The following is a 26,955-nucleotide window of genomic DNA, read 5'->3' as shown; positions in this document are numbered from 1 at the left end:
CTTAACGGTGTTATCGGTCCGAGGGCCGGTGATCCACCCGGCGAGTCGCCCCGCCCAGGAAGCACTCGGCGTAGTGGTCCATGGCGTGCTGAATGACCTGGATGGCGGCCTGCCGGTCGTTCACATCGCCGGCCACAGCCTCCTTGCCCTCCAGAGCCTTGTAGACCGTAAAGAAGTGGGCCATCTCGTCAAAGATATGGCCGGGCAGATCCATCAGATCCTGGTAGGTATTATAGGTGGGATCAGAGAAGGGAATGGCGATGATCTTTTCGTCGTTCTTGCCGCCGTCCAGCATGGAGATGAAGCCCACCGGATAGCAGCGCACCAGAGTCAGGGGGTCCATGGCCTCGGAGCAGAGCACCAGCACGTCCAGGGGGTCGCCGTCATCGCCGTAGGTCCGGGGAATGAAACCGTAGTTGGCGGGATAGTGGGTGGAGGTGTGGAGCACCCGGTCCAGAATGATGAGACCGGTCTCCTTGTCCAGCTCATACTTCTTCTTGCTGCCCTTGGGGATCTCAATGACCGCCACAAAGTCCTCAGGCTGGATGCGGCTGGGGCTGATATCATGCCAAATATTAGACATCGCTGTATCTCCTTTTATTTTATGGTCTGCTGCCATCCGCCCGGAGCTCCCGGTCAGAAAGGCCGCAGAACTGTTTCAGTAATCATTATTATAGCTTTTCTTCAAAAAGAATACAATATATTGTCCCTTTCATTTTTCCACGCTTTGTATGCCTCACAGTATGTTCCAACCATCTCGGTATTCCTTTTGCAAAATGGGACATCCTACAATGTAAAGTCGGCAAACAGTTGTGAGAGAACGACTTTACCCATTCTTTACAATTCATTGAAGGACAACTTTACAATCGGTCGTTATACTGTAGCTTGTTCCGAGACATCAAGAATACATTGCATGATTGGAGATTGAACACCATGAAAAAGAGAACGCTTGCGCTGATGCTTTCCGCCGCTCTGTGCGTGGGTATGCTGGCCGGCTGCGGCGGCGGCGATACCGGCAGCGCCAACACCCCCGCCGGCAATTCCAACAGCCCCGCTGTGACCGAGTCCGAAACTCCCGACAACACCACTGATCTGTCCGGCACCGTGGTCACCAACGGCTCCACCTCCATGGAGAGCGTGATGGGCTCCCTGATCGAGGCCTTCCGTGAGGTCCAGCCCGGCGTCCAGGTTCAGTACACCGGTTCCGGCTCCGGTGCCGGCATCACCTCCGCTCAGGACGGCACCGCCGATATCGGTCTGGCCAGCCGCGACCTGAAGGACACCGAGACCGGCGTCAAGAATATCACTGTGGCCAAGGACGGCATCGCCATCATCATCAACCCCCAGAACCCCGTGGCTGACCTGAGCGTGGAGCAGATCGCGCAGCTGGCCACCGGCCAGATCACCAACTGGTCCGAGGTGGGCGGCAGCGACGCTCAGGTGGTGTTCATCGGCCGTGAGGCCGGTTCCGGCACCCGCGACGGCTTCGAGTCCATCACCGGCACTGAGGACGCCTGCAAGTACCAGAACGAGCTGACCTCCACCGGCGAGGTGATCGCCAACGTGGCTTCCAACCCCAACGCCATCGGCTACGCCTCCCTGTCCGCTGTGGATAACACCGTGAAGGCCATCACCGTGGGCGGTGTGGCTCCCACCGAGGAGACCGTTCTGGACGGCACCTACGCCATTCAGCGTAACTTCAACTTCATCGTCAGCGACAGCGCCGAGCTCTCCGACGCGGCTCAGGCCTTCATCGACTGGGCTACCTCCGCTGATGCCGCCGATCTGATCGCCGGCGCCGGCGCGGTGCCTGTGGCCGAGTAACTCTATCCGCCGTTCTGATTGCCCCCTCGGTCACGAGGGGGCAATCTCCATGATTACACTCTTTACGAAAGGCCGGTCATCAACCATGAAACAAAAGCTCCGACCGTTGGAAGTGGCCATGAACCTGTTGTTCTTCCTCTGCGGTTTCATTGCGGTCGTCTTCGTCCTGTTTATCAGCATCTACCTGATCATCTCCGGCCTGCCCGCCATCAAGGAGATCGGGCTGGTGGAATTTCTCTTCGGGACCAAGTGGGCCTCCACTGCAGCAGAGCCCTCCTTCGGTATCCTCCCCTTCATTCTGACCTCCATCTACGGCACCGCCGGCGCCATTGTGCTGGGCGTACCCATCGGCTTTATGACGGCGGTGTTCCTGGCCAAGATCGCCCCGCCCAAGTTGGCCTCCGCTGTGCGTACCGCGGTGGACCTGCTGGCAGGCATCCCCTCGGTGGTCTACGGCCTCATCGGCATGATGGTGCTGGTCCCCACCGTCCGGGAGCTGTTCAACCTGCCCGACGGCGCCAGCCTGTTCTGCGCCATCATCGTGCTGGCCGTCATGATCCTGCCCTCCATCATCTCGGTGTCCGAGACCGCCCTGAAGGCGGTCCCCAAGGAGTATGAGGAGGCCTCCCTGGCTCTGGGGGCCACCCACATCGAGACGGTGTTCCGGGTGAGCGTACCCGCCGCTTCCAGCGGCATTGCCGCTTCTATCGTCCTGGGCATCGGCCGCGCCATCGGTGAGGCCATGGCCGTTATCATGGTGGCGGGCAACGTGGCCAATATGCCCTCCCTCTTCTCCTCCGTCCGCTTCCTGACCACCGCCGTGGCCAGCGAGATGTCCTACGCCTCCGGCCTCCAGCGTCAGGCCCTGTTCTCCATCGCGCTGGTGCTCTTTCTCTTTATCATGCTCATCAATGTGGTCCTTAACACGCTTCTCAAACGGAAGAAGGGGTGATATACTGTGATCGAAATGAAACCGCTTTCTGGAAAGCGGACGGCCTATGACCGTATCCTCCGCTTCCTGCTCTACTTCTGCGCGATCCTGACTTGTGCGCTGCTGGTGTTCGTCATCGGCTATATCTTCATTAACGGTCTGCCCCACATCTCCTGGGACTTTCTGACCACCGAGAGCAGCTATATCAAAGATACGATTGGTATTCTTCCCAATATTTTAAACACCGTGTATATTGTCGTTGTGACTTTGATCTTTATCCTGCCCCTGGGCGTGGGTGCCGCCATTTACCTCACCGAGTACGCCCGCAACCGCCGGCTGGTGGGCATCCTGGAGTTCGCCACCGAGACTCTCACCGGCATTCCCTCCATCATCTTCGGTCTGGTGGGTATGCTGTTCTTCTGTCAGTTCCTGGGCCTGAAGGCCTCTCTGCTGGCCGGCTCCCTCACCCTTGTCATCATGACCCTGCCCACCATCGTACGCACCACTCAGGAGGCCCTCAAGACCGTGCCCCAGTCCTACCGGGAGGCCGCCCTGGGCCTGGGCGCCGGCAAGTGGCGGATGATCCGCACGGTAGTGCTCCCCTCCTCGGTGGACGGCATCGTCACCGGTTGTATTCTGTCCATCGGCCGCATCGTGGGCGAGTCCGCCGCCCTGCTCTTTACCGCCGGCATGGGCATGGCGCTCAACAACTTCTTCGGCTCTTTTGACCAGTTTATCCACTCCTCCGGCGCCTCCCTCACCGTGGCTCTGTATGTGTACGCCAAGGAGCGAGCCGAGTTTGACGTGGCCTTTGCCATCGCCGCCATCCTGATGCTGCTCACCCTGGTCATCAACCTGACCGCCAAGCTGGTGGGCAAGAAATTAAAGAAGAAATAAGGAGTTCCAACCATGGATGAAAATACGATTCTGTCTGTAAAAGGGCTGGACCTCTGGTACGGCCAGACCCAGGCCCTGAAGGATGTCAGCGTGGATATTCCCGAAAAGCAGGTCACCGCCCTCATTGGTCCCTCCGGCTGCGGCAAGTCCACCTTCCTCAAGACCCTGGACCGGATGAACGACCTGGTACCCGGCATCAAGATCACCGGCAGCGTACAGTACCGGGGCCAGGAGATCTACGACTCCAAAGTGGACGTAACCTGGCTGCGCAAGCAGATCGGCATGGTGTTCCAGAAACCCAACCCCTTCCCCATGTCCATCTACGACAACATCGCCTACGGTCCCCGCACCCACGGCATCAAGAACAAGAGCCGTCTGGACGACATCGTGGAGAAGTCCCTCCAGGGCGCCGCCATCTGGGACGAGGTAAAGGACCGCCTGAAAAAGTCGGCTCTGGGCCTGTCCGGCGGCCAGCAGCAGCGTATCTGCATCGCCCGCGCTCTGGCTGTGGAGCCCGACATCCTGCTGATGGACGAGGCCACCTCCGCTCTGGACCCCATCTCCACCTCCAAGATCGAGGACCTGATCGCCGATCTGAAGAAGGACTACACCATCGTCATCGTCACCCACAATATGCAGCAGGCCACCCGTGTGTCCGACAAATGCGCCTTCTTCCTGCTGGGCCAGCTCATCGAGTTCGGGGATACAACCCAGCTCTTCTCCGTGCCCAAGGATAAGCGTACCGAGGACTACATCACCGGCCGCTTCGGTTAACAGGAGGCTCTCATGAGAAAAACCTTTGACGCCGAGCTCCAGGAGCTCAATTATGAAATGATCGACATGGCGGCCGCCGCCGAGGACGCCATCGATGTGGTGGTGGAGTCTCTGGCCTCCAGCGACGATGCCGCCGCCAAATCCGCGGTGGAAATGACCAAGCACATGGACGAGATGGAGCGGGACATCGAAAACCGTTGCCTGCGCCTTCTCCTCCAGCAGCAGCCCGTGGCCCGGGATCTGCGCACCATCTCCGCCGCCCTGAAGATGGTCACCGACCTGCAGCGCATCGGCGACCAGTGCTCCAACATCGCCGAGATCTCCCTGCTGCTGAAGGAGCAGCAGCAGACCCAGACCCTGGCGGACATCCGCACCATGAGCCAGAAGGCCGGCGTCATGGTGAAGCGGGCCATTTTCGCCTACGTCAACCGGGATACCGATGCGGCCAACGCCGTGATCAGCCTGGACGATGAGATCGACCAGCTTTTCCGCACCATCAAGAGCGAACTGGTGGAGCTCATCGTGGAGAACCGGGAGGAGGCCGACCAGGCCATCGACCTCATCATCATTGCCAAGTACCTGGAACGCATCGCGGACCACGCAGTAAATATCGCCCAGTGGGCCATTTTCTGCGTCACCGGAGAGATCCAGCTCCAGGCCTGAGCCCCCAATACGAAATGGAAGGTGATCCCATGTCCAGAGCCATCGTGGTGGTGGAGGACGACGAGAGCATCCGCGAGATGCTCCGGTACTATTTTCAATCCGTAGGCTATGCCGTTCGCCCCTATGAATCCGGCGAGGCCATGTTTGAGGGTGAGATGGCGCATAGCCTTCCCGTGCTGTTCATTCTGGACATCATGCTGCCCGGCATGGACGGTCTGGAGATCCTCCGCCGCCTGCGGGAGAGCCGGAACTCCGCCGAGGTGCCGGTCATCATGCTCACCGCCCGCAGCGCCGAGATGGACCGGGTGGCCGGCCTGGAAACCGGCGCTGACGACTATGTAGTCAAGCCTTTCGGCATCATGGAGCTTCAGGCCCGGGTCAAAGCGGTGCTCCGCCGCACTGAGCACCGCGGGGATCAGGTGCTGACCTGTGGCGATCTGGAGATCGATTCCGCCGCCCGTGAGGTCCGTAAGGGCGGCAAGCTGGTAGACCTTACCTTTAAGGAGTTCGAGCTGCTCAAGCTGCTGTGCACCCGCCGGGGCGTGGCCCTCACCCGGGATGAGATCCTCCAGACGGTATGGGATTACGACTATACCGGCGAGACCCGCACTGTGGATATGCACGTCAAAGCCCTGCGCCAGAAGCTGGGTGACGACGTGGTCACCACGGTCCGGGGCGTCGGGTACAAGATGTCCTGACAGCCCTTTCCCTATGATCTGCGAGAGGAGCATATTATGAAGAAACGAATCATCGGCGCAACGCTGCTCACCGTGGTGTTCGCCCTGCTGATCTCCAATGTGGTGGGCATACTCATGTTCCGCAGCCGGGAGATGGATGCCGCTCGTTCCACCCTGCAGGAGCTGCTGGAGCTGATGGATGCCCAGAGCGCTATTACCGAGCCGGAGGCTCTGATGGCGCAGTTCCATGCCGCCGCCCCCGACAAGCGGCTTACCATCATCGACACTGACGGTACCGTATTGACGGATACCAACGCGGACGCCTCCCAGCTGGAGGATCACAACAGCCGTCCCGAGGTGATCGACGCCGAGCGCTCCGGCTGGGGGGAGGCGGTACGCCGTTCCGATACCATGGGCACTTCCATGTTCTATGTGGCCAAACGCTTTGCCGATGGCATGATCGGCCGGGCCGCCATGCCCCTGTCCTCCATCAACTCTCTGGCGATGAGCGGCGTCTGGGGCTTCCTGATCGCCTCCATTGCCGCTCTGCTGCTGGCCTTCCTGCTGTCCCGCCGCACCGCCAACCGTATCGTAGCCCCCCTCAACTCGGTGGGCGGCGCCCTTCAGGGGGTGTTGGACGGAAAAAAGGCTGCCGGCCTGGAAGGACTTCAGGCCGACGACGAGCTGCGTCCTATCCTGCGCTACATCGACAAGCTGATGGAACAGTTGGGCGGCTATATTCAGTCTATCACCGCCGAGCGGGACAAGGTAGGCCTGATCCTGGACTGCATGGACGAGGGCCTGATCCTGCTGGACGAAGAAGGCAGAGTGCTGGCCATCAACCGGGCCGCCCGCACTTTGTTCGGCTTCCCCGAGGGGGAGCAGGAGGACGGCGCTCTGCTGCTCACCCGCAGCCGCCGGCTCCGGGAGGCCATTCACGAATGTCAGGAGAAGCACGCCTCTATTATGCTGGATGTGGATGCTCTTACCGAGGACGCCCGTTCCCTGCGGATGTTCGTATCCCCTGTCTCCGGCCGGCAGTACGAAGGTCAGCCCGTGGGCACCTCTATTCTGGTTTCCGATGTCACCGAGCTGAAAAAGGCGGAAGGTATCCGCAGTGAGTTTACCGCCAACGTGTCCCATGAATTGAAGACGCCCCTGACCAGCATCAAGGGCTTTACCGATATGCTGTCCAGCGGCATGGTAGCCTCCCCTGCCGACCAAAAACGTTTTATTACCATGATCGGCGTTGAGGTGGACCGGCTGATCGATCTCATCAACGACATCCTCAAGCTGTCTGAGTTGGAGTCGGTGGCCATCGACCAGACCGAGGAGCGCTCCGCGGTGCTGGACGCGGCCCATGATACCGCCTCCCTGCTGGAGCCCTCCGCCAAGGCCGCCGGTGTGACTCTGGCTGTGGAGGGTGAGCCCGTCACCGTAGGCGTCCCCATGAGCCGTTTGAAAGAACTGCTCTTCAATCTGATGGGCAACGGCATCAAGTACAGCGAAAATGGCGGTGTGGTAACTACCCACATCCATGTACAGGACGGCAAGGCTGTGATCTCGGTACAGGACCACGGTATCGGCATTCCCGAGGAGGATCAGAGCCGGGTATTCGAGCGGTTCTACCGAGTGGAAAAGGGCCGGGCCCGCAAGAACGGCGGCACCGGCTTGGGGCTGGCCATCGTCAAGCATATCACCCAGCTCTACGGTGGGGCTGTCAGCCTGGAGAGCCAGGTAGGCAAAGGTTCTACCTTCACTGTGATCCTTCCCATTCCCAATAACTAAAGCAAATCCCCTGCCGGCAGGGGATTTGTTATAACAAAAAGCACGTCCCGGATCACATTCCAGGACGTGCTTTTATGGTATGGATTACTGATGGATGGCAGTGCCAGTCTTGCCGGCAACGCCGTCCTTGGCCTTCTCCAGCAGAGTGATGAGGGCGGAGCGGCCGGGAGCGCTCTCGGCGAACTCCACAGCGGCCTGCACCTTGGGCAGCATGGAGCCGGGAGCAAAGTGGCCCTCAGCGATGTACTTGCGGGCCTCGTCGGGAGTGAGGGAGTCCAGCCACTTCTCCTCGGGCTTGCCGAAGTTGATGGCCACCTTCTCCACGGCGGTGAGGATGATGAGGGTATCGGCCTCCACCTGCTGAGCCAGCACGCAGGAGGCGAAGTCCTTGTCGATGACGGCAGCAGCGCCCTTCAGGTGATGACCCTCGGTCTTGTAAACGGGGATACCGCCGCCGCCGCAGGCCACCACCACCAGGCCGGCGGACACCATGTCACGGATGGACTGGATCTCAATGATGGACTGGGGCTTGGGAGAAGCCACCACACGGCGGTAGCCACGGCCGGCGTCCTCGATGACGTTGTAGCCGCGCTCAGCCACCATCTTGTCGGCCTCTTCCTTGGTCATGAAGGCGCCAATGGGCTTGGTGGGGTTCTGGAAGGCCTTATCCTCGGGGTCCACCTCAACCTGGGTGAGCACGGTAGCCACGCCCTTGTTGATGCCGCGGTCCAGCAACTCCTCACGCAGAGCGTTCTGCAGATCGTAGCCGATGTAGCCCTGGCTCATGGCCACGCACACGGACAGGGGGCAGGGGATGTACTTCTCAGGCTCAGAGCGGGTCAGCTCGGCCATAGCCTTCTGGATCATGCCCACCTGGGGGCCGTTGCCGTGGGCCACAATGACTTCATGTCCCTCTTCGATCAGGTCCACAATAGCCTTGGCGGTCTGCTTCACGGCGATCATCTGCTCAGGGAGATTGTTGCCCAGAGCATTGCCGCCCAGGGCGATCACGATACGCTTGCCCATGTTAAACACCTCAATATTCGTAAAATAGTGGGGCCCGTCCGCACAGATACAGGCAGGTTGACCTATGCGGACGGGCCTCTAAAAGGAAGGGGAAGGAAAAATGGAAGTCAGAAATGGATCTCAGATCTTACTTCTGGAACCAACGGGCCATGCCGCGCTCCTCCAGAGCCTTCAGAGTGGCCTGGGGATCCTTGACCTTAGCCAGGAAGATCATAGCGGCAATGATGTAGGGCTTGAAGGAAGCCTCCTTGTACAGAGGATCACGATAGCGATCGAACACGGAAGCCTCGACCTCGCCGTCCTTGCAGGACACGTCGTTGATGTCGGCGGGCAGGCAGTGCATGTACAGAGCCTTTCCGTTCTTGGTGGTGGCCATCAGCTCCTCGGTGCAGCACCAATCCTTGTGGTTGGCGTTCTGAGCCAGCAGCTCCTTCTCCAGAGCCTTGATGCCGTCGGTGTCGCCCTCGGCGTACAGGTTGGTGCGCTTCTCCATGGCGGCGAAGGGAGCCCAGCTCTTGGGATACACGATGTCGGCATCCTTGAAGGCCTCAGCCATGCTGTGGGTCTTGGTGAAGGTACCGCCGGACTTCTCGGCGTTCTTCTTGGCGACCTCCTCGACCTCGGGCATAACCTCGTATCCCTCGGGGTGAGCCAGGACCACGTCCATACCGAAGCGGCTCATCAGGCCGATGATGCCCTGGGGCACGGAGAGGGGCTTGCCGTAAGAGGGGCTGTAGGCCCAGGTCATGGCGATCTTCTTGCCCTTCAGGTTCTCCACACCGCCGAACTCGTGGATGATGTGCAGCATGTCGGCCATGGCCTGGGTGGGGTGGTCGATGTCGCACTGCAGGTTGACCAGAGTGGGCTTCTGCTCCAGAACGCCGTCCTTGTTGCCCTGGGTCACAGCGTCCATGAACTCGTGCATGTAGGTGTTGCCCTTGCCGATGTACATATCATCGCGGATGCCGATGACGTCGGCCATGAAGGAGACCATGTTGGCAGTCTCGCGGACGGTCTCGCCGTGAGCGATCTGGCTCTTGCCCTCGTCCAGATCCTGAACCTCCAGGCCCAGCAGGTTACAAGCGGAAGCGAAGGAGAAACGGGTACGGGTGGAGTTGTCGCGGAACAGGGAGATGCCCAGGCCGGACTCAAAGATCTTGGTGGAGATGTTGTTCTCACGCATATAGCGCAGGGCGTCGGCCACGGTGAAGATGGCTTCCAGCTCGTCGTCGGTCTTCTCCCAGGTCAGGAAGAAGTCACCCTCGTACATCTCCTTGAAGTTCAGGGCATTCAGCTTGTCAATATACATCTGCAGAGTCTTGTCCATTGCAATCGATCTCCTTTTTCATAATTTAGTCGGTTGGTGGATGGATATGAGTTTCCTATCCGCGGGGGCGGCTTACGCCGCCCCTTATGGGACTTCATCGCTTTCTGCTGTCACGCTTCCTCTGCCTCGCGGTCGGGTCGCCTTCCCTCCGTCTCGGGCTGATCTGCGGGCCGCCCCGCGGCCCTCCGCTCGCCCTCGCTCCGGTCCAGGCTCCCCTGCTCGGCGCCTCAGCGCTTCTTACTGGATATTGTTGTTGGTCTTGCCGGCGCGGAACTGGGACACGTCGTCGGTCTTGTTCTCCTCCTTGTACAGGCCGGGCACGGCGGCGTACAGGGCGGCGCAGGTCACCAGATCCTGCTTCCAGGTGATCTCGTTGGGGGCGTGAGCCTGGCTCTCAGCGCCGGGGCCGAAGCCCACGCAGGGAATGCCGTAGCGGCCCTGGATGGCAACGCCGTTGGTGGAGAAGGTCCACTTGTCGGTCAGAGGACGGTTGCGCAGGTGCATGGCACCGTCGGGCCCGATGCGCTTGTCGCCGAACAGAGCGTGGTGGGCGTCCACCAGAGCCTGAACGTGAGCGGCGTTCTCCTTGTTGATCCAGGTGGGGAAGTAAGCCTCGGTCTCGTACACCTCGCCGGTCCAGGAGGGACGGTCGTACATGTACATGGAAACCTTCACGTCGTCGCCGTACTTCTTCACATTGGGCAGGTTGCGGATCTCCTCCAGGCAGGAATCCCAGGTCTCGCCGGCAGTCATGCGGCGGTCGATGGAGATGGAGCAGGAGTCAGCCACAGCGCAGCGGCTGGGAGAGGTGTAGAAGATCTGGGAAGTGGTGCAGGTGCCGCGGCCCAGGAAGCGGGCATCCTCGTAGTGATCGGGGTTGTACTTGGGGTTGAGCATCTTCACGAGGCCCTTGATCTCGGTGGAGTCGGCGTCGTCGTTCTCGTTGAGGGCGCGCACGTCCTGGAGAATGTCGGCCATCTTGTAGATGGCGTTGTCGCCGCGCTCGGGAGCGGAGCCGTGGCAGGAAACGCCCTTCACGTCCACGCGGATCTCCATACGGCCGCGGTGACCACGGTAGATGCCGCCGTCGGTGGGCTCGGTGGAGATGACGAACTCGACCTGCTCCTTCTTCACGCCGATGGCGGGGAAGAACTTGTTGACGATGTACTGCCAGCACATACCGTCGCAGTCCTCTTCCTGCACGGAGCCGACCACCATGATCTTGTAGCCGGCGGGGATCAGGCCCAGATCCTTCATGATCTTGGCGCCGTACACGGCGGAAGCCATGCCGCCCTCCTGGTCGGAACCGCCGCGGCCGTAGATGACCTCGTCGTCCTCATAGCCCTCGTAGGGGTCGTGGGTCCAGTTGTTGATGTTGCCGATGCCCACGGTGTCGATGTGGGAGTCGATGGCGATGATCTTGTCGCCCTCGCCCATCCAGCCGATGACGTTGCCCAGGCCGTCGAACTCGGCCTTGTCAAAGCCCAGCTTCTCCATCTCAGCCTTGATGCACTCGCAAACGCCCTTCTCCTCGCAGCTCTCGCTGGGGATGCGGATCATGTCCCGCAGGAAGCGGGTCATGTCGGCCTTATAACCTTCGGCAGCAGCTTTGATCTTCTCAAAATCCATGGTAATGACCTCCATTTTCAATTTATTTCACAGTTTCATCGGGACATTTCCCGGTCAGCACAAACTCAGTAAGGCTTCTGGGGGGTGTCGATGGTGGGATACTCGCCGTCCCAGATCACCCGACGGAACTTCAGGGGATCGGTGTTGCCCTCGGTGGAGAACATGAGCACCTGGCTGAAGCGGTTGAGCTCCAGAGCGTCACGCAGCTCCTTGTAGGTGTCGTCGCACATGATGGCGTCCAGCACGCCCATGCCCACAGCGCCGGACTCGCCGGAGATCACGGTGGGATCGCCCTTCACAGGCACGCCCAGCATACGCATACCCTTGGCGCTGGCCCAGTCGGGGCAGGAAATGAAGGCGGAAACATGGTTGCGGAGGATATCCCAGGAGATGGTATTGGGCTCGCCGCAGGCCAAACCGGCCATAATGGTCTGGAGGTCGCCGGTGACGATGCGGGGCTTGCCGTCGTTGGCCAGAGCACCCTGATAGAGGCAGTCGGCAGCGCGGGCCTCCATCACCACGAACTTGGGAGGATCATTGGGGAACAGGTTGGTGAAATAACCCACCACAGCACCGGCCAGAGAGCCCACGCCGGCCTGCACGAACACATGAGTGGGGCGGTTCACGCCGCACTGACGGAGCTGATCGGCGGCCTCGTTGGCCATGGTGCCGTAGCCCTGCATGATCCAGGAGGGGATCTCCTCGTAGCCGTCCCAGGCGGTATCCTGCACGATAACACCGTGCTCGGTCTGCTCAGCCTCAGCAGCGGCCATACGCACACAGTCGTCGTAGTTGACTTCCTCGATGGTAACCTTGGCGCCCTCCTTGGCAATGTTGTCAAAGCGGGACTTGGCGCTGCCCTTGGGCATATGTACCACAGCCTTCTGGCCCAGCTTGTTGGCAGCCCAGGCCACGCCGCGGCCATGGTTGCCGTCGGTGGCGGTGAAGAAGGTGGCCTGACCGAAGTCCTTGCGGAAGGCCTCGCTGGTCAGGTAGTCGTAGGTCATCTCGGACACGTCCCGGTTCATCTCGCTGGCAATGTACTTGGCCATGGCGAAGGAGCCGCCCAGCACCTTAAAGGCGTTGAGGCCGAAACGGTAGGACTCGTCCTTTACATACACGCCGCCCAGGCCCAGGTACTTGGCCATACCCTCCAGCTGAGCCAGGGGGGTGATGGAGTACTGGGGGAAGGAACTGTGGAAGAAGCGGGCCTTGGCTACGTTGGACAAGGACATGACGTCCAGCTGCTTGTCGTCGCTCTTCGGCATTTTATTGAGGACCCATTTGAGCTGGTCTTTCATCGAACATTCGCCTCCAAAATTTCTTTGCGCACTGGCAAACTTTCTTTTGTTTTATGAATCCATCATACCACTTGTTTTCCAGTTGTCAAGAGGAAATCAGAAAAAATTATTGAGAAGCTAAAAATTTTTTTGGTAGCACTTTAACCCCCCTTATTTCAGTAGGTTTTTCCACTCCTTCCACTGCCCAGCTAAAGCAAAAAAGGGGCCTCAGCGCGGCGGCTTTCACCGCTGATCTGAGGCCCCCTGGAAGGTCATTGGGCGGCCTCCGTGACTGGGTAACTGGGTATGATCGCTGCTTACTTTTTGTAGAAGGTGTTTTGCATGGGAAGGCTGGTACGCAGGATGTGATCCTTGGCGTAGTAGGCGCCCTGGGCGGCGGGGGCGGTGGGGATGGTGGCGATCTCACCGATGCCCTTGGCGCCGTAGGCGAAGGGCAGAAGCTCCTCCTTCTCCACATAGATGGCGTGGATATCGGGGATCTGGTTGGACCGCATCAGACCCAGGGTACCGTATTTGGCCTGGGGCACGCAGTCCTTCAGGGGGAAGTCCTCGGTGAGGGCGTAGCCCAGACCCATGAGCACGCCGCCTTCGATCTGGCCCTGAATGGAGGTGGGGTTGACCACCTTGCCGGAATCGTGGGCCGCGTAGACCTCCTTGACCTTGCCGTCATCATCCAGGATGACCACGTGGGTGGCAAAGCCATAGGCCACATGGCTCTTGGGGTTGGGCTTGTCGGAGCCCAGCTTGTCGGTAGGATCGAAGAACTCGGCAAAGTACTCCTTCCCTTCCAGCTTGCTCAAATCGCCATTTACCTCGTCCATATCCTTTTTCAGGTCGGCGGCGGCCATCCGTACAGCTTCGCCGGTGATGAGGGTCTGGCGGGAGCCGGAGGTCGTGCCGGAGTCGGGGGCCACCTCGGAGTTGGCGCCCATATTCCGCAGCAGCAGCCGGGGCAGACCGGTGGTCTGGGAGAGGACCTGGAGGAACACGGTGGCGCAGCCCTGACCGATGTCGGAGGCGGCAGCGTAAAGCTCCACCATGCCGTCCCGCACCGCCAGCTTGCAGCGGCCCTTATCGGGCAGGCCCACGCCCACGCCGGCGTTCTTCATGGCGCAGGCGATGCCCGCGTGATCCATATTGGCCTCGTACACGTCCTTCACCGCCAGCAGGGTCTCCTTCAGAGCGGTGGAGCAGTCGGCGATCTGACCGTTGGGCAGCACCTTGCCCGGCTCGATGGCATTGCGGTAGCGGATCTCCCAGGGAGAGATGCCCACCTTCTCGGCCAGCAGGTTGATGTTGGACTCCAGGGCGAACTCGCTCTGGCACACGCCGAAGCCGCGGAAGGCGCCGGCGGGAGGATTGTTGGTGTAGTAGCCGAAGCCGCGGATATCGGTGTTCTGGTAGCAGTAGGGGCCCACGGAGTGGGTACAGGCACGCTCCAGCACGGGGCCGCACAGGGAGGCGTAGGCGCCGGTATCAAAGTAGATCTCACAGTCCAGGCCGGTGAAGATTCCGTTCTCGTCGCAGCCCAGGGTGAAGGTACCCTCCATGTAGTGGCGCTTGGGGTGGAAGTTGATGGACTCCTGACGGGTGAGCTTGGCCTTCACAGGCCGGTTCACCTTCAGGGTGGCCAGCACAGCCAGGTGCTGCACGGACACGTCCTCCTTGCCGCCGAAGCCGCCGCCCACGTACTTGTTCTCCACCACGATGCGCTCAGGCTCCCAGCCCAGCATGATGGAGATCTCTTTGCGGGTGTCGTACACGCCCTGGTCGGAGGTGTACACCTTCACGCCGTCCTTGTACGGGAAGGCCACAGCGCACTCGGGCTCCAGGAAGGCGTGCTCGGTGAAGGGGGTCTTGTAGCTCTGGGTCACCACATACTTGGAGTTGGCCAGGGCGGTCTTGGCGTCGCCCCGGGTCACATGGCGCTGCTGGCACAGATTGCCCTTGGAGTGGACCAGAGGCGCGTTTTCGGCCATGGCCTCCTGAATGGAGCGCACCGGCTCCAGAGGCTCATAGTCTACCTTGATCAGCTTCTTGGCCTCTTTCAGCACGTCCTCCGTCTCTGCCACCACCAGGCAGATGGCGTCGCCCACGCAGCGGGTGATGTCGCCCTTGGCGATCATCACGTCCCAGTCCTGCTGCAGGTGTCCCACCTTGTTGTTGGGCACATCCTCAGCGGTGAGGACGGCCAGCACGCCGGGCAGCGCCAGAGCGGCGGAGGCGTCGATATCCAGCACACGGGCTCTGGGATACTGGGAACGGACAGCGGAGGCATGGACCATGCCCTCCATCTCAATGTCGTCACAGTAGGCGCCGGTCCCCAGGACCTTCTCCCGCACATCGCTGCGGAAGGCCCGGTCGCCTACGCCATAGATATCCCCCTTCTCCAGCTCAGGATCGATCTTCTCCTCTCCCCGAAGGATGGCGGCTGCCAGGGAAATACCCTCAATGATCTTTTTGTAGCCGGTACAACGACAGATGTTGCCCCGGATGGCCTTTTTGATATCCTCCTCAGAGGGGGTGGGGTTCTGGTCGATGAGGGCCTTGCCAGCCATCACCATGCCGGGGATGCAGAAGCCACACTGGACCGCTCCCACCTTACCGAAGGCATATACAAAAGCCTCCTGCTCGTCATGGGACAGGCCCTCCACGGTGAGGATGGTCTTACCCACCGCTTTTTTGGTGGAGAGCACACAGGACTTCACCGCCTTGCCATCCACTACGATGGTGCAGGTGCCGCAGGCGCCTTCGCTGCATCCGTCCTTGACGGAATAGAGGTGCAGATCTTCACGAAGATAGCGCAGCAGAGGCTTTTCCTGCTCGGTGGTACAGGTTTCGCCGTTTACGACAAAGGTATAGCACTCGCTCATCTTGGGTTCCTCATTTCCATATAGATTGGCTTATCCATGCGCGGAAAGCCTCAGCCTTTCCGGCTGAGGCTCCGCGCACGGCTGGTTACGGCAGCAGATAGTTATAATTGTCGTACACTGCGCAGATCAGTTTGCGCAGAGGATCGTACAGGCCGCAGCCGGCATCGGCCACATCGTACTCCTTGACCTCGCCGCCCAGGCGGACCCTGGTCTTGGTGCCCTCCAGCTTCAGGAAGCCCTCGTTCTCGCTGTTGACGAAGTCCTCCTCGCTCCAGAACAGGGTGAACTTATCCTTGTAGGGACGGCTGTCGTAGGGACAGAAGGTGCCGCAGTTGCCGCACTCGTTGCACATACCGTCCACGTGGATGATCTGGCGCATCCGCATACCGGGCACGGCAATGGCCACGTTGGCACGGTTGGGGCACACCTCGGTGCAGGTCTCGCACACGGTGGCGCAGCCCAGGCAGCGGATCTCATCGCAGCTGCTGCAGTCGGTGCAGACGTCGCCCCGCTTGGCCAGAGGCTTCTGGTAGTCGGCGTTGACGTTCTTCTCCACATAGGTATCCACGTCGAAGTCCTGAATGGCGCGGGCAGCCTTGGTAGCGCCGGCAATGGCCTCCACCACGGTGCCGGGGCCCTTCTGGCCGTCGCCGATAACGTAGACGTTCTTCACGGAGGACTCCAGAGTGTCGGCATTCACCACAGCCTTGCCGCGGTTATCCACTTCCAGACCGTTGGCGGTGTACAGCTCGGTGTCCACCTTCTCGCCCACGGCGGTGATGACGATGTCGGCGGGGACCTCAACCACCTTGCCGGTGTCCACGGGGGAACGGCGGCCGGAGGCGTCGGGAGCACCCAGCTCCATCTGGTGGCAGGTGAGCACGCCGTTCCGTACACCCACAGGAGCCAGCAGCTCGCAGAACTCCACGCCGTCCTCCAGAGCCAGCTCCAGCTCCTCCTGATCGGCGGGCATATAGCGCTTGGTGCGGCGGTAGACCAGGGAGACCTTCTCCACGCCGGGGATGCGCTTGGCGGCCCGGGCGGCGTCCATGGCGGTGTTGCCGCCGCCGATGACCACCACGTTCTTGCCCAGATCCAGGCTCTCGGGGGCCTTCTTGGCCTTCTCCAGGAACTCGATGACGTTCATTTCCTCGCCGTACTCCATGCCGGCGCTGCCCTTGTGCCAGGCACCGGTGGCCAGGATGACGTGGGTGTAGCCCTTACCGAAGAGGTCCTGCACGCTCTTGACCTCGCAATTCAGCTCCACCTTCACGCCCATGGCGTTCATCAGCTTGACGTCGTTGTCGATGGCCTCGTCGCTGATGCGGAAGGCGGGGATCACATGGCGGACGATGCCGCCCAGGGAGTCCTTACGCTCAAAGACGGTCACGTCCACACCGGAGCGGCCCAGGAAGTAGGCGGCGGACATACCGGCGGGGCCGCCGCCGATGACGGCAACCTTCTTGCCGGCCACAGGAGCAGCACTCTTCAGCTTGGGCAGCAGGGACTCAAAGCCGCCCTCGGCAGCCTTCAGCTTCTGGGTACGGATGTACACGCTCTCGTCATAGGCATTGCGCATACACTTGTCCTGGCAGCGGTGGGAGCAGATGGTGCCGGTGATGAAGGGCAGGGCGTTGCGGTGGGTGATGATCTGGAGGGCCTCCTCGTACTTGCCCTCGTTGACCTTCATCAGGTAAGCGGGGATGTCCTGCTCGATGGGGCAGCCATTGCGGCAGGGAGCCTCGAAGCAGTCGATGAGAGGCACCTTCTTATCCATCTTGCGGCTGGGGATGGGCTTCATGGGCTTCTGGTAGTGAACGTCGGTAACGAACTCCTTCACCAGAGCGTCGGCCTTGGCCACGTCCACGCCGGTCCAGGGCTCATAGCTGATGTCCATCAGCTCCTTGCCGATCTGGCTGAAACGCTGATAGCCGCCGGGCTTGAGGACGGTGGTAGCCATGGTAATGGGCCAGATACCTGCCTCAAACAGCTTCTTGATGGAGTGGATATCGGCGCCGCCGGAGTAGGAGATACGCAGCTTGCCCTTGAACTCCTTGGACAGCATCCCGGCCAGGGACAGGGACAGGGGGTACAGGGAGCGGCCGGACATATACATCTCCTCGCTGGGCAGCTCGCCGGCCTTCACGTCCACAGGGAAGGTGTTGGTGATCTTCACGCCGAACTCCAGGCCCCGCTCGCCGGTGAGCTTCATCAGGCGGTGGAACATGGGGATGGCGTCCTCCCACTGCAGGTCCTCCAGGAAGTGGTGGTCGTCAAAGGCGATGTAGTCAAAGCCCAGGCCGTCCAGGGTCTTGCGGGCAAACTCGTAACCCAGCAGGGTGGGGTTGCACTTAATATAGGTGTTCAGGTTCTTCTCGGTAATGAGGTAGGTGGCAATGCGCTCGATCTCATCGGGAGGACAGCCGTGGAGGGTGGACTCGGTGATGGAGTCGGACACCTTGGGGGAGATGGCGCGTACATAGGCCTCATCCACGTTCTGGAACTTGTCCAGGTTGGCCAAAGCCCAGTCCATGCACTCCTGCCACACCTCAGAACCGGAGGCGTCCATCATGCCGTTGATATACTTGTCCACCTTCTCGCTCTTGATGCCGGCCAGGTCATAACCCACGCTCATGTTGAACACAAAGCCATTGGGATCGCCCAGCTCCAGCTCACGGGCCAGCAGCTTGCAGGCGAACCAGGCCTTGACGTACTCGGCAAAAGCCTGGGGCACGTACAGCTCGGTGGACCACTCGCAGTTGTAGCACTCGTCGGCGGCGGTGATGCAGGGCTTGTTGACGCACTTGCTCAGCTCGTCTCCGTCCATGACCTGAACGGTCTTGACCTCAAAGAAGCGGCTGCCGGCGGCGTAGGCGGCGATGATGTTCTGGGCCAGCTGGGTGTGGGGGCCGGCGGCGGGGCCGTAGGGAGACTCAATCTTCTCCTCAAAGATGGGCAGGGCCTTGCCGTTTTCATGCTTGACCAGCTTGGACACGCCGAAGATGGAACCCTGGCTCTTATACTCGCTGAGGATCCAGTTCATCAGGTGGGCAAAGGGCATGGGACGCATAATATCGCTCATAATCAAAACCTCCAGTTATCATTATAACTCGGAATTACATTTCGTTTTCGCTTTTTGGGGAATTTTGTAGGGCGCGGCATCCTTTCCACGCCGCTGTTCCCCTCATCCGTCACGGCTTACGCCGTGCCACCTTCCCCCCGGGGGAAGGCTTTTTAGTAAGTGCAGTGATTCAGCTCGCCCCACAGCTTCTTGGACTGCTCCATGCACCAGGCGTTGATCTTGTCCCCACCCGGCCCTGCCGGGCGGGGTCCCCGATCCCTTTTGTCTGCTCGGGGCGAATAAATCGCCCCGGCATCAAGGTTTTGCCTGCGGCAAAACGCTTGGTGCGGACAAGCTCAACCTGCATTGTCCTCAGTAAGTGCAGTGATTCAGCTCGCCCCACAGCTTCTTGGACTGCTCCATGCACCAGGCGTTGATCTTGTCCTCGTCAATGCCCACGAACTCGCGGTCCTTGTACAGCACCTTGCCGTTGATGATGGTGGTGCGGCAGTTCTTGCCCATCATGCCGAACAGCATGTGGCCGTCGATGTTGGCATCGGAGAAGGGAGTGAAGGGCTTGTAGTCCATCACGATCACGTCGGCAGCAGCGCCGGGCTTCAGCACGCCCAGAGGCTTCTTGAAGTAACGGGAGCAGATCTTGGCGTTGTTCTGGAAGAGCATCCCGGTGGCCTCGCACCAGCCCACGTTGGGCTGAGCCACATTATGACGCTGCATGGGCAGCAGGACCTTCAGGCTCTCCAGCATATCGTGGGTATAGGCATCGGTGCCCAGGCCGATCAGGATGCCCCGGTTGTACAGCTGCAGCACGGGGGAGCAGCCCACGGCGTTGCCCATGTTGGACTCGGGGTTGTGGCAGACCATGGTGTTGGTCTCCTTGATGATGTCCATCTCGGCGGGAGAAACGTGGATGCAGTGGCCCAGCATGGTCTTTTCGCCCAGAATGCCGTTGTACAGCAGGCGGTTGATGGGCCGGCAGCCGTAGTTCTGCAGGGAGTCGTACACGTCGTTCATGCCCTCGGCCACGTGGATGTGGAAGCCGGTCATGCCGTCGTTGGCCTTGACCATCTTCTCAAAGGTCTTGTCGGAGATGGTAAACAGGGCGTGGCCGCCGAACATGGCGCGGATCATGTCGTCGTCCTGCTCCTTACACCACTTGGCAAAATCGGCGTTCTCCTGAATGGACTGATCGCACTTCTCCTGACCGTCACGCTCGGACACCTCGTAGCAGAGGTTGGCGCGCATACCCAGCTCCTTGCACACGTCCTTGATGGCAAAGAGGGAGCCGGGGATCTCACAGAAGGAGGCGTGATGATCGAAGATGGTGGTCACGCCATCCCGGATGCAGTCCAGCACGGTGGCGTAGGCGCAGGCCCGGGTACCGTCCAGGGTCAGGTGGCGGTCAATGTACCACCACTGGCCGTCCAGCACCTCAAAGAAGTTGGTGGGGTTAAAGCCGTTGATGGCCAAACCACGGGCCAGACCGGAATAGATGTGAGTATGGACATTGATGAGGCCGGGCATGATGACGCCGCCCTTTGCGTCCACAAACTCAGCGTCGGGATACTTGGCCTTCATGTCGGCCAGGGAACCGACTTCCTTGACTACCTCGCCGTCCAGGACGACGGCGCCGTCTTCCAGATAGGGGAGCTCTTCGCTCCGGGTGATAAGTCTGCCATTACCGATCAGCAGCATAGTAAGTTCCTCCTTTTGATTTCATTCTTTTCTCCGTAAAAAAATTGCCCATTCCCGGTGGAATGGACAGTACAATTCGTCAGTTTCTGGGTTGCGTCCGCAACCCAGCCGAATTCCATGTCCATCCAGCCCGTGCGCGAAAGCACTCCGTTGCAGCTACAACTTTTTATATGGAAATTTGTGCATCTTGCATAGTTTCGCTCTCTCGTTGTTTCTATGTTACCACATTTCGCACGGATATGCAACACTTTTGTTAGAAAAACAAAAAAATTTTTAGGTCTGCAAAATGAGTTGAATCTGCGCCAAAATGTGGTACAATAGTAGAGATACATTTTACCGTCTGCCGCCGGATCGGTGACTTTTGGCACCCATTCCTCCGGTGGTGCCCATCACTCCGCGCAGACTCTGAAAGGAGGGAATCTACGTGCCAGAAGCATCTACCCTGCAATTTCTCTTCAAACTGGCCAAAGGAATTGCCAGTCAGTTTGGTCCCAACTGCGAAGTGGTGGTCCATGACCTGGCCACCAATGATCCGGAAAGCTCCATCGTCGCCATTGAAAACGGGCAGGTCACGGGACGAAAGGTGGGAGACGGACCGTCTCACGTGGTCCTGGAGGCCCTGCGGGGCAATCAGGACCAGCTGCAGGATCATCTGAGCTACCTGACCCGCACCAAGGACGGCAAGATCCTCAAGTCCACTACTATTTATATCCGGGACGACGACGGGACGCCCATCGGGATCTTTGGTATCAACTATGATATCACCCTGATGCTGGCCATGGAGACTGCCATCAAGCAGTTCACCGCCACCGAAAAGGACGAGAAGGAACCAGAAGCTATCTCCCGCAACGTATCCGATCTGCTGGACGAGCTGATGGAGCAGAGCGTGAAGATCGTGGGCAAGCCCGTGGCCCTGATGAACAAGGAGGACAAGGTCAAGGCGGTGCAGTTCCTCAACGACACCGGCGCCTTCCTCATTACCAAAAGCGGCGACAAGGTATGCAAGTTTTTCGGTATTTCCAAGTATACGCTGTACAGCTACATTGATGAAGCCAAAGAGTAACTTCCCAACAGGAGCGGACCGCGTGAAACACGGCCCGCTCTTTCCATAATATCCGGATAAGTGAGGACCCGGCTCCCGTTGGGAGCCGGGTCTCTCATTTTTCTTATTTGCTCTTGTTTTCCTTGGGGAGAGTCAGGTTAAGGATGATGGCCACGATGGTGGCAACCACCACAGAAGAAGAACCGAACACGGTGTTGACCCACTCAGGGAAACCCTCGCCGGCCAGGCAGCCGGACACCTGGGTGATACCAACGCCGAGGGCCACAGACAGACCAACCACGGAGCTCTTACGGGGAGTAAAGCCGCCCTCGGTAATCATCCGGATGCCTGTCATGGTGATGGTGGCAAACACGGAGATGGTGGCGCCGCCGATGACGCACTGGGGGATGGTAGTAAGCAGGGAGGCAAACTTGGGCATCAGGCCAGCTACCAGGAGGATACCGGCGGCCAAGGTAAAGACAGCCCGGTTGATAACCTTGTTAACGGTGACGATACCCACGTTCTGGCTGTAAGAGGCGGTGGGCAGACCGCCGAAGAAGGCACCCACGATGCTCATGATGCCCTGGCCGATAATGCCGCCGGACAACTCACGATCGGTAGGCATACGGTCCATGCCGCCCATGGTGGTGGAGGACAGGTCGCCGATGGTCTGCACCGCATTGACCACATACACGATGGCCAGGGAGACGCAGGCAGAGGGAACAAATTTGATCTCAAAGGGCATGACCTCAGGCAGCGCAAACCACTGGGAGGTGCCTACGCTGGCAAAATCCACCATACCGACAAAGTAGGCTACAATATAGCCCACGATCATGCCAATGAGGATGGCGCCCAGTTTGAAGATACCCTTGGTGAAGTTGGACAGGATGACTACCACCACCAGCGTGATGAGGGCCACCCCCCAACTCTTCACATTACCGAACCAGGGGCTGCCAACGCCACCGGCCATATACTTGACGGCGGTGGGATAGAGGGACAGGCCGATGGTAAAGATAACGGTACCGGTGACCAGAGGCGGGAACAAAGGACGGATCCACTTAACAAACACGCCGAAAACAATGGCTACGATACCGCCGATGATCTCAGCGCCCAGGATCGTTGCGATGTCAAACTGCGCGCCGATCGCCTGCAGAGTGGGGATGTACGCAAAACTGATACCCATGATAACGGGCAGACCGGAGCCGATGCGCCGGAAAATAGGGAAAAGCTGGAGCAGCGTGGCAAGGGCGGTCAGGATCAGAGAGACCTGAATCATCAGGGTCTTCTCCGCCTCGCTCAGGCCACAGGTGTTGGCAACCAGAATAGCAGGCGTAATGATACCCACTACCGCAGCCACCACATGCTGGAGACCCAGAGGGATCAGCTGACCCGGCTGGGGGATACCGTTCCATTGAAATACGGTATCAGAGTTCTTTGTTTTTGGTGTACCCATTCCAATCACCTCACAAAAATTTTTTTGCCCAAATAGTTTTTTTGCTCATCCAAACTATACCTTATTTAAACTTGAGATGCAAGTGGAAATTGAAGTACAGGGCCCAAAATTCACTCTCTGTTTTTGTGCAATTTGGAAAATTTTTTCCGGAACAAAAGAACAAAAAACAAAATTTTAGTATCCATATTAAACCAATAAGTTTTACTATCTCTAACTTTCTTTCCCTGATTTGCACACTGTCTTTCCGGGGTGGACTTTCCAAAACAGATATGCTAGAATGGCTCTGCCGCGCTTTCGCGGGATTTTGAGAGTTTCTATTGGAAAGGATCGATGGATATGGATACCACCCTCAGCACTCTGAGCAATCTGGCCATCTATATCGCTCTGGTCATTGTGGGCGCGCTGATTGGCTCCCGACCCGGCGTTCGCAGCCGCCCTCTGGTGTGGGTGGGCAAACTACAGTTTGTGGCTCTGATGATTCTGATCGTCACCCTTGGCATCAATCTGGGCGCCAACGATGAGGTCATCGCCTCCCTGGGACAGATCGGCCTGGCGGCTCTGCTCATCACGGTACTGGCCATGTTGGGCTCCATTCTCTTCCTCACCCTGCTCCGCCGGTTTGTCCTGAAGTTGGACCATGTGGGCCTGCCCCGAGGCAGCAGCCAGACCAGTGAAGATACCACACACTCCGCCGGCAAGGCAGACAACTCCCTGACAAAGTGGATCGTTGTCGCGGTGGTGCTGGGAATGCTGGCGGGCCGTTTTATCCTCCCCCCTGTAGTCACCGCCCACTGCGGCACCGTCATCAACTTTGGCCTCTACCTGCTTTTGTTTATGGTAGGTATGGATATGGGCAAGCAGGGCACCTTTGTCAGCGATATTAAAACCGCCGGCTTCCAGGTGCTGCTGGTGCCTGTGGCTGTATGCCTGGGCACCCTGGTCTTTGCCGCTCTGGCGGGCATTTTCCTGCCCATGGGAATCAAGGATTCCATTGCCGCCTCCGCCGGTATGGGCTGGTACTCCCTGGCCCCCACCCTGCTGGCTCCCTATTCCCTGTCGGTATCGGCAGTGGCCTTTCTGTCCAACGTGATGCGGGAGATCTTCTCCATTTTGGCCATTCCTTTTGTGGCCCGCTATGTGGGCTATGTGGAGTGTGCCGCCCTCCCTGGCGCCGCCGCCATGGACACTGTGCTGCCGGTGGTGGTGGGCGCTACCCATGAGCGCATCACCATCTATTCTTTCACCTCCGGCGTGGTACTCTCCCTGACAGTACCCATTCTGGTACCCGCTATCATTGCTCTGCCTGTTTAAGGAGGCGCTAACACATGGAGATTGAACGCCGCTGGCTGGTGGAAAACTGGCCCGACCTGTCCCCCACCGCCACATTCCATATGGAGCAAGGCTATTTTTCCATCCATCCGGCCATCCGTATCCGGGAGGAGGCCCTTCATGGGGGCGCAACCGCCTATGTGCTCTGCTTCAAAGGAGGCGCCGGGCTGGTGCGGGAGGAGATCGAGGTGGCGGTAGATCAGGAACGCTACCAGCGTCTGAAGGCCATGCTGGGCAAGCCCATGATCTGGAAGGAGCAGCGCCGTTATCCCCTCCCCAGCGGCCTCACCCTGGAGGTCAACTCGGTGGATCCCAGCCTGGAGACCGGCTTCTTCTATGCCGAAGTGGAGTTTCCCGATGAGGCCTCCGCCCTGGCCTGGACGCCGCCCGAGGATCTGAAAGCCTATCTCACCCAAGAGGTCACCGGACAGCTCAGCGAGAGCATGGCGGCCTACTGGGAACGAACCCGAGGATAACAGCAAATGAACTGTCCCTGTTTGTGCGGACAATACAAAAAAGAACCCCTGGCAGGAAATCTTGTCATTCAGGCGGAGAGGCGTTGCACGAGCAGCGCCTCTCCTGTTTTTCAGCGGATGCGCTTTGAGTCATAAAAGCGGATGTATCAGTCTACGATCTCGCTGGTTTCCGAGAATGCCGCGGACTTGTATCGGTAACTCCACGCTGTTCTGAGAATGGAGAAGCATTTTTCCTCCATGACATTTTCACGCGGAAAAGGGACTTTCCCCCGACAAGCCCAAGCGCTTGAGCGCATTTAATACCTTTATCGACAGCGAGAACTTTGACTGGGCATTTGAGCAGTATAGATGTATAACGGATGCGAATTTTCAAACTCCGGGTATGCTCTACTAAAAGATGACCACCGGAATCCCATGGCCGAGTACAAGTTATGGCCTGAACCGAAAGAAGGCAGATGCGCATGGAGCATACCAGAGTTGAACAGCGCCTTTGTCGCATAGCTACCAGAATATCTGCCAAATCCAAATCTGCGAAATAGTGTAATATAAGGATAGCAAAACAGGCCTGAAATCCTAGGATTTCAGGCCTGTTTCTGGTGGAGGCGGGGGGAGTCGAACCCCCGTCCGAAAACGCTTCCTCAGGAACTTCTCCGGGCGCAGACGGTCATTTCCATTCCCTCGTCCTGGCGTAGGCCGTCAAACTACAGGACTTGGTAGCTTCATTGTTCATGGTGCGCTCAAAGCTTTGCGCACACACGTGCACCACTCAACGACGCCCCATCCCGGACCGTGGTCCTTCCGGGCGGGACGGCCGCTAATTAAGCAGCGGCGAGAACGACGTTATCGTTGTTCTTTAATTTATAAGTTGCCCGTTTTAAGGATGTCAGGCACATCCGCCCGCTATTCCTGCCCCCACGTCCCCGTCGAAACCAGTACGCCCCCGTGGAGCGGCGCGGCCAAGCCGCGCCGCGACAGGTAACAATATTGTTCAGCCGAACTGCCTCAGCACTTCTCAGGCGCGGGATAGTCCACACCGAAGGTCTCCACGGTGACAGACTTCATTCGCTGATCCTCGTAAGGGCGGTCCATCCGGTCCCGCTTCGCATTGACAATGGCGTCGGCCACGTCCATGCCCTCGATCACCTTACCGAAGGCGGCGTACTCGCCGTCCAGGTGGGGAGCCTTCTCCACCATGATGAAGAACTGGCTGCCGGCGGAATTGGGATGCATGGCACGGGCCATGGACAGCACGCCCCGGTCATGCTTCAGGTCGTTCTTCACGCCGTTGTGGGCGAACTCACCCTTGATGGAGTAGCCGGGGCCGCCCATGCCGGTGCCCTGGGGGCAGCCGCCCTGGATCATGAAGCCGGGGATCACACGGTGGAAGATCAGGCCGTTATAGAAGCCGGACTTCACCAGGCTGATAAAGTTGTTGACGGAGTTGGGGGCCACCTCGGGGTAGAGCTCGGCCACCATCTTGCCGCCGTTTTCCATCTCAAAGGTCACAATGGGATTTTGAGCCATTTGCTTTCCTTCCTTTCTTCGGGGGCTGTGCCCCCCTTGTCAATAACCGCCTCGGCGGTGTGATTTCATAGTACGGTCCATCTCACGCTTGGCGTCCCGGGCAGCGGCAGAATCCCGCTTGTCATAGAGCTTCTTACCCTTGGCCAGGCCCACCTCCAGTTTGACCCGGGGGCCACGGAAGTAGATGGACAGAGGAACCAGTGCGTACCCGTCCTGCTTGACCTTGGCAAAAAGCTTCAGGATCTCCCGCTTGTGCATCAGCAGCCGGCGGGGCCGCAGGGGGTCCTTGTTGAAAATATTGCCCTTCTCATAGGGGCTGATGTGCATCCCGTGGACGTTCATCTCGCCGTCCTTGACGATGCAGAAGGAGTCCTTCAGGTTGACGTGGCCCTGACGGATGGACTTGACCTCAGTGCCGGCCAGCTCGATACCCGCCTCGTACTTATCCTCGATAAAATAGTCGTGGTAGGCCTTGCTGTTTTTGGCGACCACCTTGATGCCCTTGCTCTCCATTCCGCCACCTCCCAACCGGGACAGATCTCTTGAGCGTCTATTATATCATGGCTACAAGCCGTCCAGGCTTGTGCGCCGCATAGCGGCGGAAAATCGGCGCAGCCGATTTCGGCCATGATGTAACAACCGCAGTG

21 protein-coding genes and 1 other RNA gene are annotated in these 26,955 nt (G+C 59.3%); 10 read left to right on the top strand and 12 right to left on the bottom strand.

What is annotated here, in order from left to right; genetic code table 11:
* Positions 1-10: 10 nt before the first annotated feature.
* The gene (locus tag WHJ28_RS03230; protein ID WP_340039701.1) at positions 11-583 is read right to left on the bottom strand and encodes an inorganic diphosphatase; all 573 of its coding nucleotides are present in this window, start codon (positions 581-583) and stop codon (positions 11-13) included.
* Positions 584-933: 350 nt separating this feature from the next.
* Here WHJ28_RS03230 and WHJ28_RS03225 point away from each other — a divergent pair, with 350 nt between their 5' ends.
* From WHJ28_RS03225 to WHJ28_RS03195, 7 genes are all read left to right on the top strand, one after another.
* Positions 934-1,824, top strand: a complete 891-nt coding sequence (locus tag WHJ28_RS03225) for a phosphate ABC transporter substrate-binding protein (protein WP_340039700.1) — start codon at positions 934-936, stop codon at positions 1,822-1,824.
* Between the two features lie 85 nt (positions 1,825-1,909).
* Positions 1,910-2,776, top strand: coding sequence for a phosphate ABC transporter permease subunit PstC (gene pstC / locus WHJ28_RS03220; protein ID WP_340039699.1), 867 nt, complete (start codon positions 1,910-1,912; stop codon positions 2,774-2,776).
* A 9-nt stretch (positions 2,777-2,785) separates the two neighbouring features.
* On the top strand, positions 2,786-3,652 hold the full coding sequence (gene pstA / locus WHJ28_RS03215) for a phosphate ABC transporter permease PstA (protein ID WP_425461095.1): 867 nt from the start codon (positions 2,786-2,788) through the stop codon (positions 3,650-3,652).
* 12 nt (positions 3,653-3,664) lie between these two features.
* Entirely contained in the window at positions 3,665-4,426 is a 762-nt protein-coding gene (gene pstB / locus WHJ28_RS03210) for a phosphate ABC transporter ATP-binding protein PstB (protein ID WP_340039697.1), read from the top strand.
* Between the two features lie 12 nt (positions 4,427-4,438).
* A complete protein-coding gene (gene phoU, locus WHJ28_RS03205) occupies positions 4,439-5,089 on the top strand; it encodes a phosphate signaling complex protein PhoU (protein ID WP_340039696.1) in 651 nt (216 codons plus the stop codon).
* 29 nt (positions 5,090-5,118) lie between these two features.
* Positions 5,119-5,787, top strand: a complete 669-nt coding sequence (locus WHJ28_RS03200; protein WP_340039695.1) for a response regulator transcription factor — start codon at positions 5,119-5,121, stop codon at positions 5,785-5,787.
* 36 nt (positions 5,788-5,823) lie between these two features.
* Positions 5,824-7,554, top strand: coding sequence for a sensor histidine kinase (locus WHJ28_RS03195; protein WP_340039694.1), 1,731 nt, complete (start codon positions 5,824-5,826; stop codon positions 7,552-7,554).
* A gap of 84 nt (positions 7,555-7,638) precedes the next feature.
* Here WHJ28_RS03195 and arcC read toward each other — a convergent pair whose 3' ends face one another.
* The 7 genes from arcC to ssnA form a co-directional block, all read right to left on the bottom strand.
* A complete protein-coding gene (arcC, locus tag WHJ28_RS03190) occupies positions 7,639-8,580 on the bottom strand; it encodes a carbamate kinase (RefSeq protein WP_340039693.1) in 942 nt (313 codons plus the stop codon).
* A gap of 127 nt (positions 8,581-8,707) precedes the next feature.
* Entirely contained in the window at positions 8,708-9,907 is a 1,200-nt protein-coding gene (gene ygeW / locus WHJ28_RS03185; RefSeq protein ID WP_340039691.1) for a knotted carbamoyltransferase YgeW, read from the bottom strand.
* A gap of 237 nt (positions 9,908-10,144) precedes the next feature.
* Positions 10,145-11,536 carry a YgeY family selenium metabolism-linked hydrolase gene (locus WHJ28_RS03180; protein ID WP_340039690.1) on the bottom strand — a complete coding sequence of 464 codons (1,392 nt, stop codon included), beginning with the start codon at positions 11,534-11,536 and terminating at the stop codon, positions 10,145-10,147.
* Positions 11,537-11,601: 65 nt separating this feature from the next.
* Positions 11,602-12,837, bottom strand: a complete 1,236-nt coding sequence (gene dpaL / locus WHJ28_RS03175) for a diaminopropionate ammonia-lyase (RefSeq protein ID WP_340039689.1) — start codon at positions 12,835-12,837, stop codon at positions 11,602-11,604.
* A 296-nt stretch (positions 12,838-13,133) separates the two neighbouring features.
* A complete protein-coding gene (gene xdh / locus WHJ28_RS03170) occupies positions 13,134-15,710 on the bottom strand; it encodes a selenium-dependent xanthine dehydrogenase (RefSeq protein ID WP_340039688.1) in 2,577 nt (858 codons plus the stop codon).
* 85 nt (positions 15,711-15,795) lie between these two features.
* Positions 15,796-18,792, bottom strand: coding sequence for a putative selenate reductase subunit YgfK (ygfK, locus tag WHJ28_RS03165; RefSeq protein WP_340039687.1), 2,997 nt, complete (start codon positions 18,790-18,792; stop codon positions 15,796-15,798).
* A 351-nt stretch (positions 18,793-19,143) separates the two neighbouring features.
* Positions 19,144-20,484 (bottom strand): putative aminohydrolase SsnA, encoded by a 1,341-nt coding sequence (ssnA, locus tag WHJ28_RS03160; RefSeq protein WP_340039686.1) that lies wholly within the window; start codon positions 20,482-20,484, stop codon positions 19,144-19,146.
* 424 nt (positions 20,485-20,908) lie between these two features.
* On the opposite strand from ssnA, the gene WHJ28_RS03155 reads away from it, so the two are divergent.
* On the top strand, positions 20,909-21,547 hold the full coding sequence (locus WHJ28_RS03155) for a helix-turn-helix transcriptional regulator (RefSeq protein ID WP_340039684.1): 639 nt from the start codon (positions 20,909-20,911) through the stop codon (positions 21,545-21,547).
* Positions 21,548-21,650: 103 nt separating this feature from the next.
* Here the strand turns inward: WHJ28_RS03155 and WHJ28_RS03150 are convergent, their stop codons facing one another.
* Positions 21,651-22,979: a uracil-xanthine permease family protein gene (locus tag WHJ28_RS03150; protein ID WP_340039683.1), complete on the bottom strand. Its 1,329-nt coding sequence runs from the start codon at positions 22,977-22,979 to the stop codon at positions 21,651-21,653.
* Between the two features lie 336 nt (positions 22,980-23,315).
* Between WHJ28_RS03150 and WHJ28_RS03145 the strand changes: the two genes are divergently transcribed.
* Positions 23,316-24,290: a LysO family transporter gene (locus tag WHJ28_RS03145; RefSeq protein WP_340039682.1), complete on the top strand. Its 975-nt coding sequence runs from the start codon at positions 23,316-23,318 to the stop codon at positions 24,288-24,290.
* A gap of 14 nt (positions 24,291-24,304) precedes the next feature.
* Complete coding sequence (locus WHJ28_RS03140) at positions 24,305-24,784, top strand: CYTH domain-containing protein (protein WP_340039681.1); 480 nt, start codon at positions 24,305-24,307, stop codon at positions 24,782-24,784.
* Between the two features lie 594 nt (positions 24,785-25,378).
* Here WHJ28_RS03140 and ssrA read toward each other — a convergent pair.
* From ssrA to smpB, 3 genes are all read right to left on the bottom strand, one after another.
* Positions 25,379-25,726: a transfer-messenger RNA gene (ssrA, locus tag WHJ28_RS03135) on the bottom strand.
* A gap of 60 nt (positions 25,727-25,786) precedes the next feature.
* Positions 25,787-26,308 (bottom strand): peptidylprolyl isomerase, encoded by a 522-nt coding sequence (locus tag WHJ28_RS03130; protein WP_340039680.1) that lies wholly within the window; start codon positions 26,306-26,308, stop codon positions 25,787-25,789.
* 39 nt (positions 26,309-26,347) lie between these two features.
* Positions 26,348-26,821 (bottom strand): SsrA-binding protein SmpB, encoded by a 474-nt coding sequence (gene smpB, locus WHJ28_RS03125; protein ID WP_340039679.1) that lies wholly within the window; start codon positions 26,819-26,821, stop codon positions 26,348-26,350.
* Between the last annotated feature and the right edge of the window lie 134 nt (positions 26,822-26,955).

Source organism: Flavonifractor porci, assembly GCF_037572415.1.
GTDB lineage: Bacteria > Bacillota > Clostridia > Oscillospirales > Oscillospiraceae > Flavonifractor > Flavonifractor porci.
The sequence above is the reverse complement of the archived record's forward strand: the minus strand, read 5'-3'. Positions and strand labels throughout refer to the sequence as shown.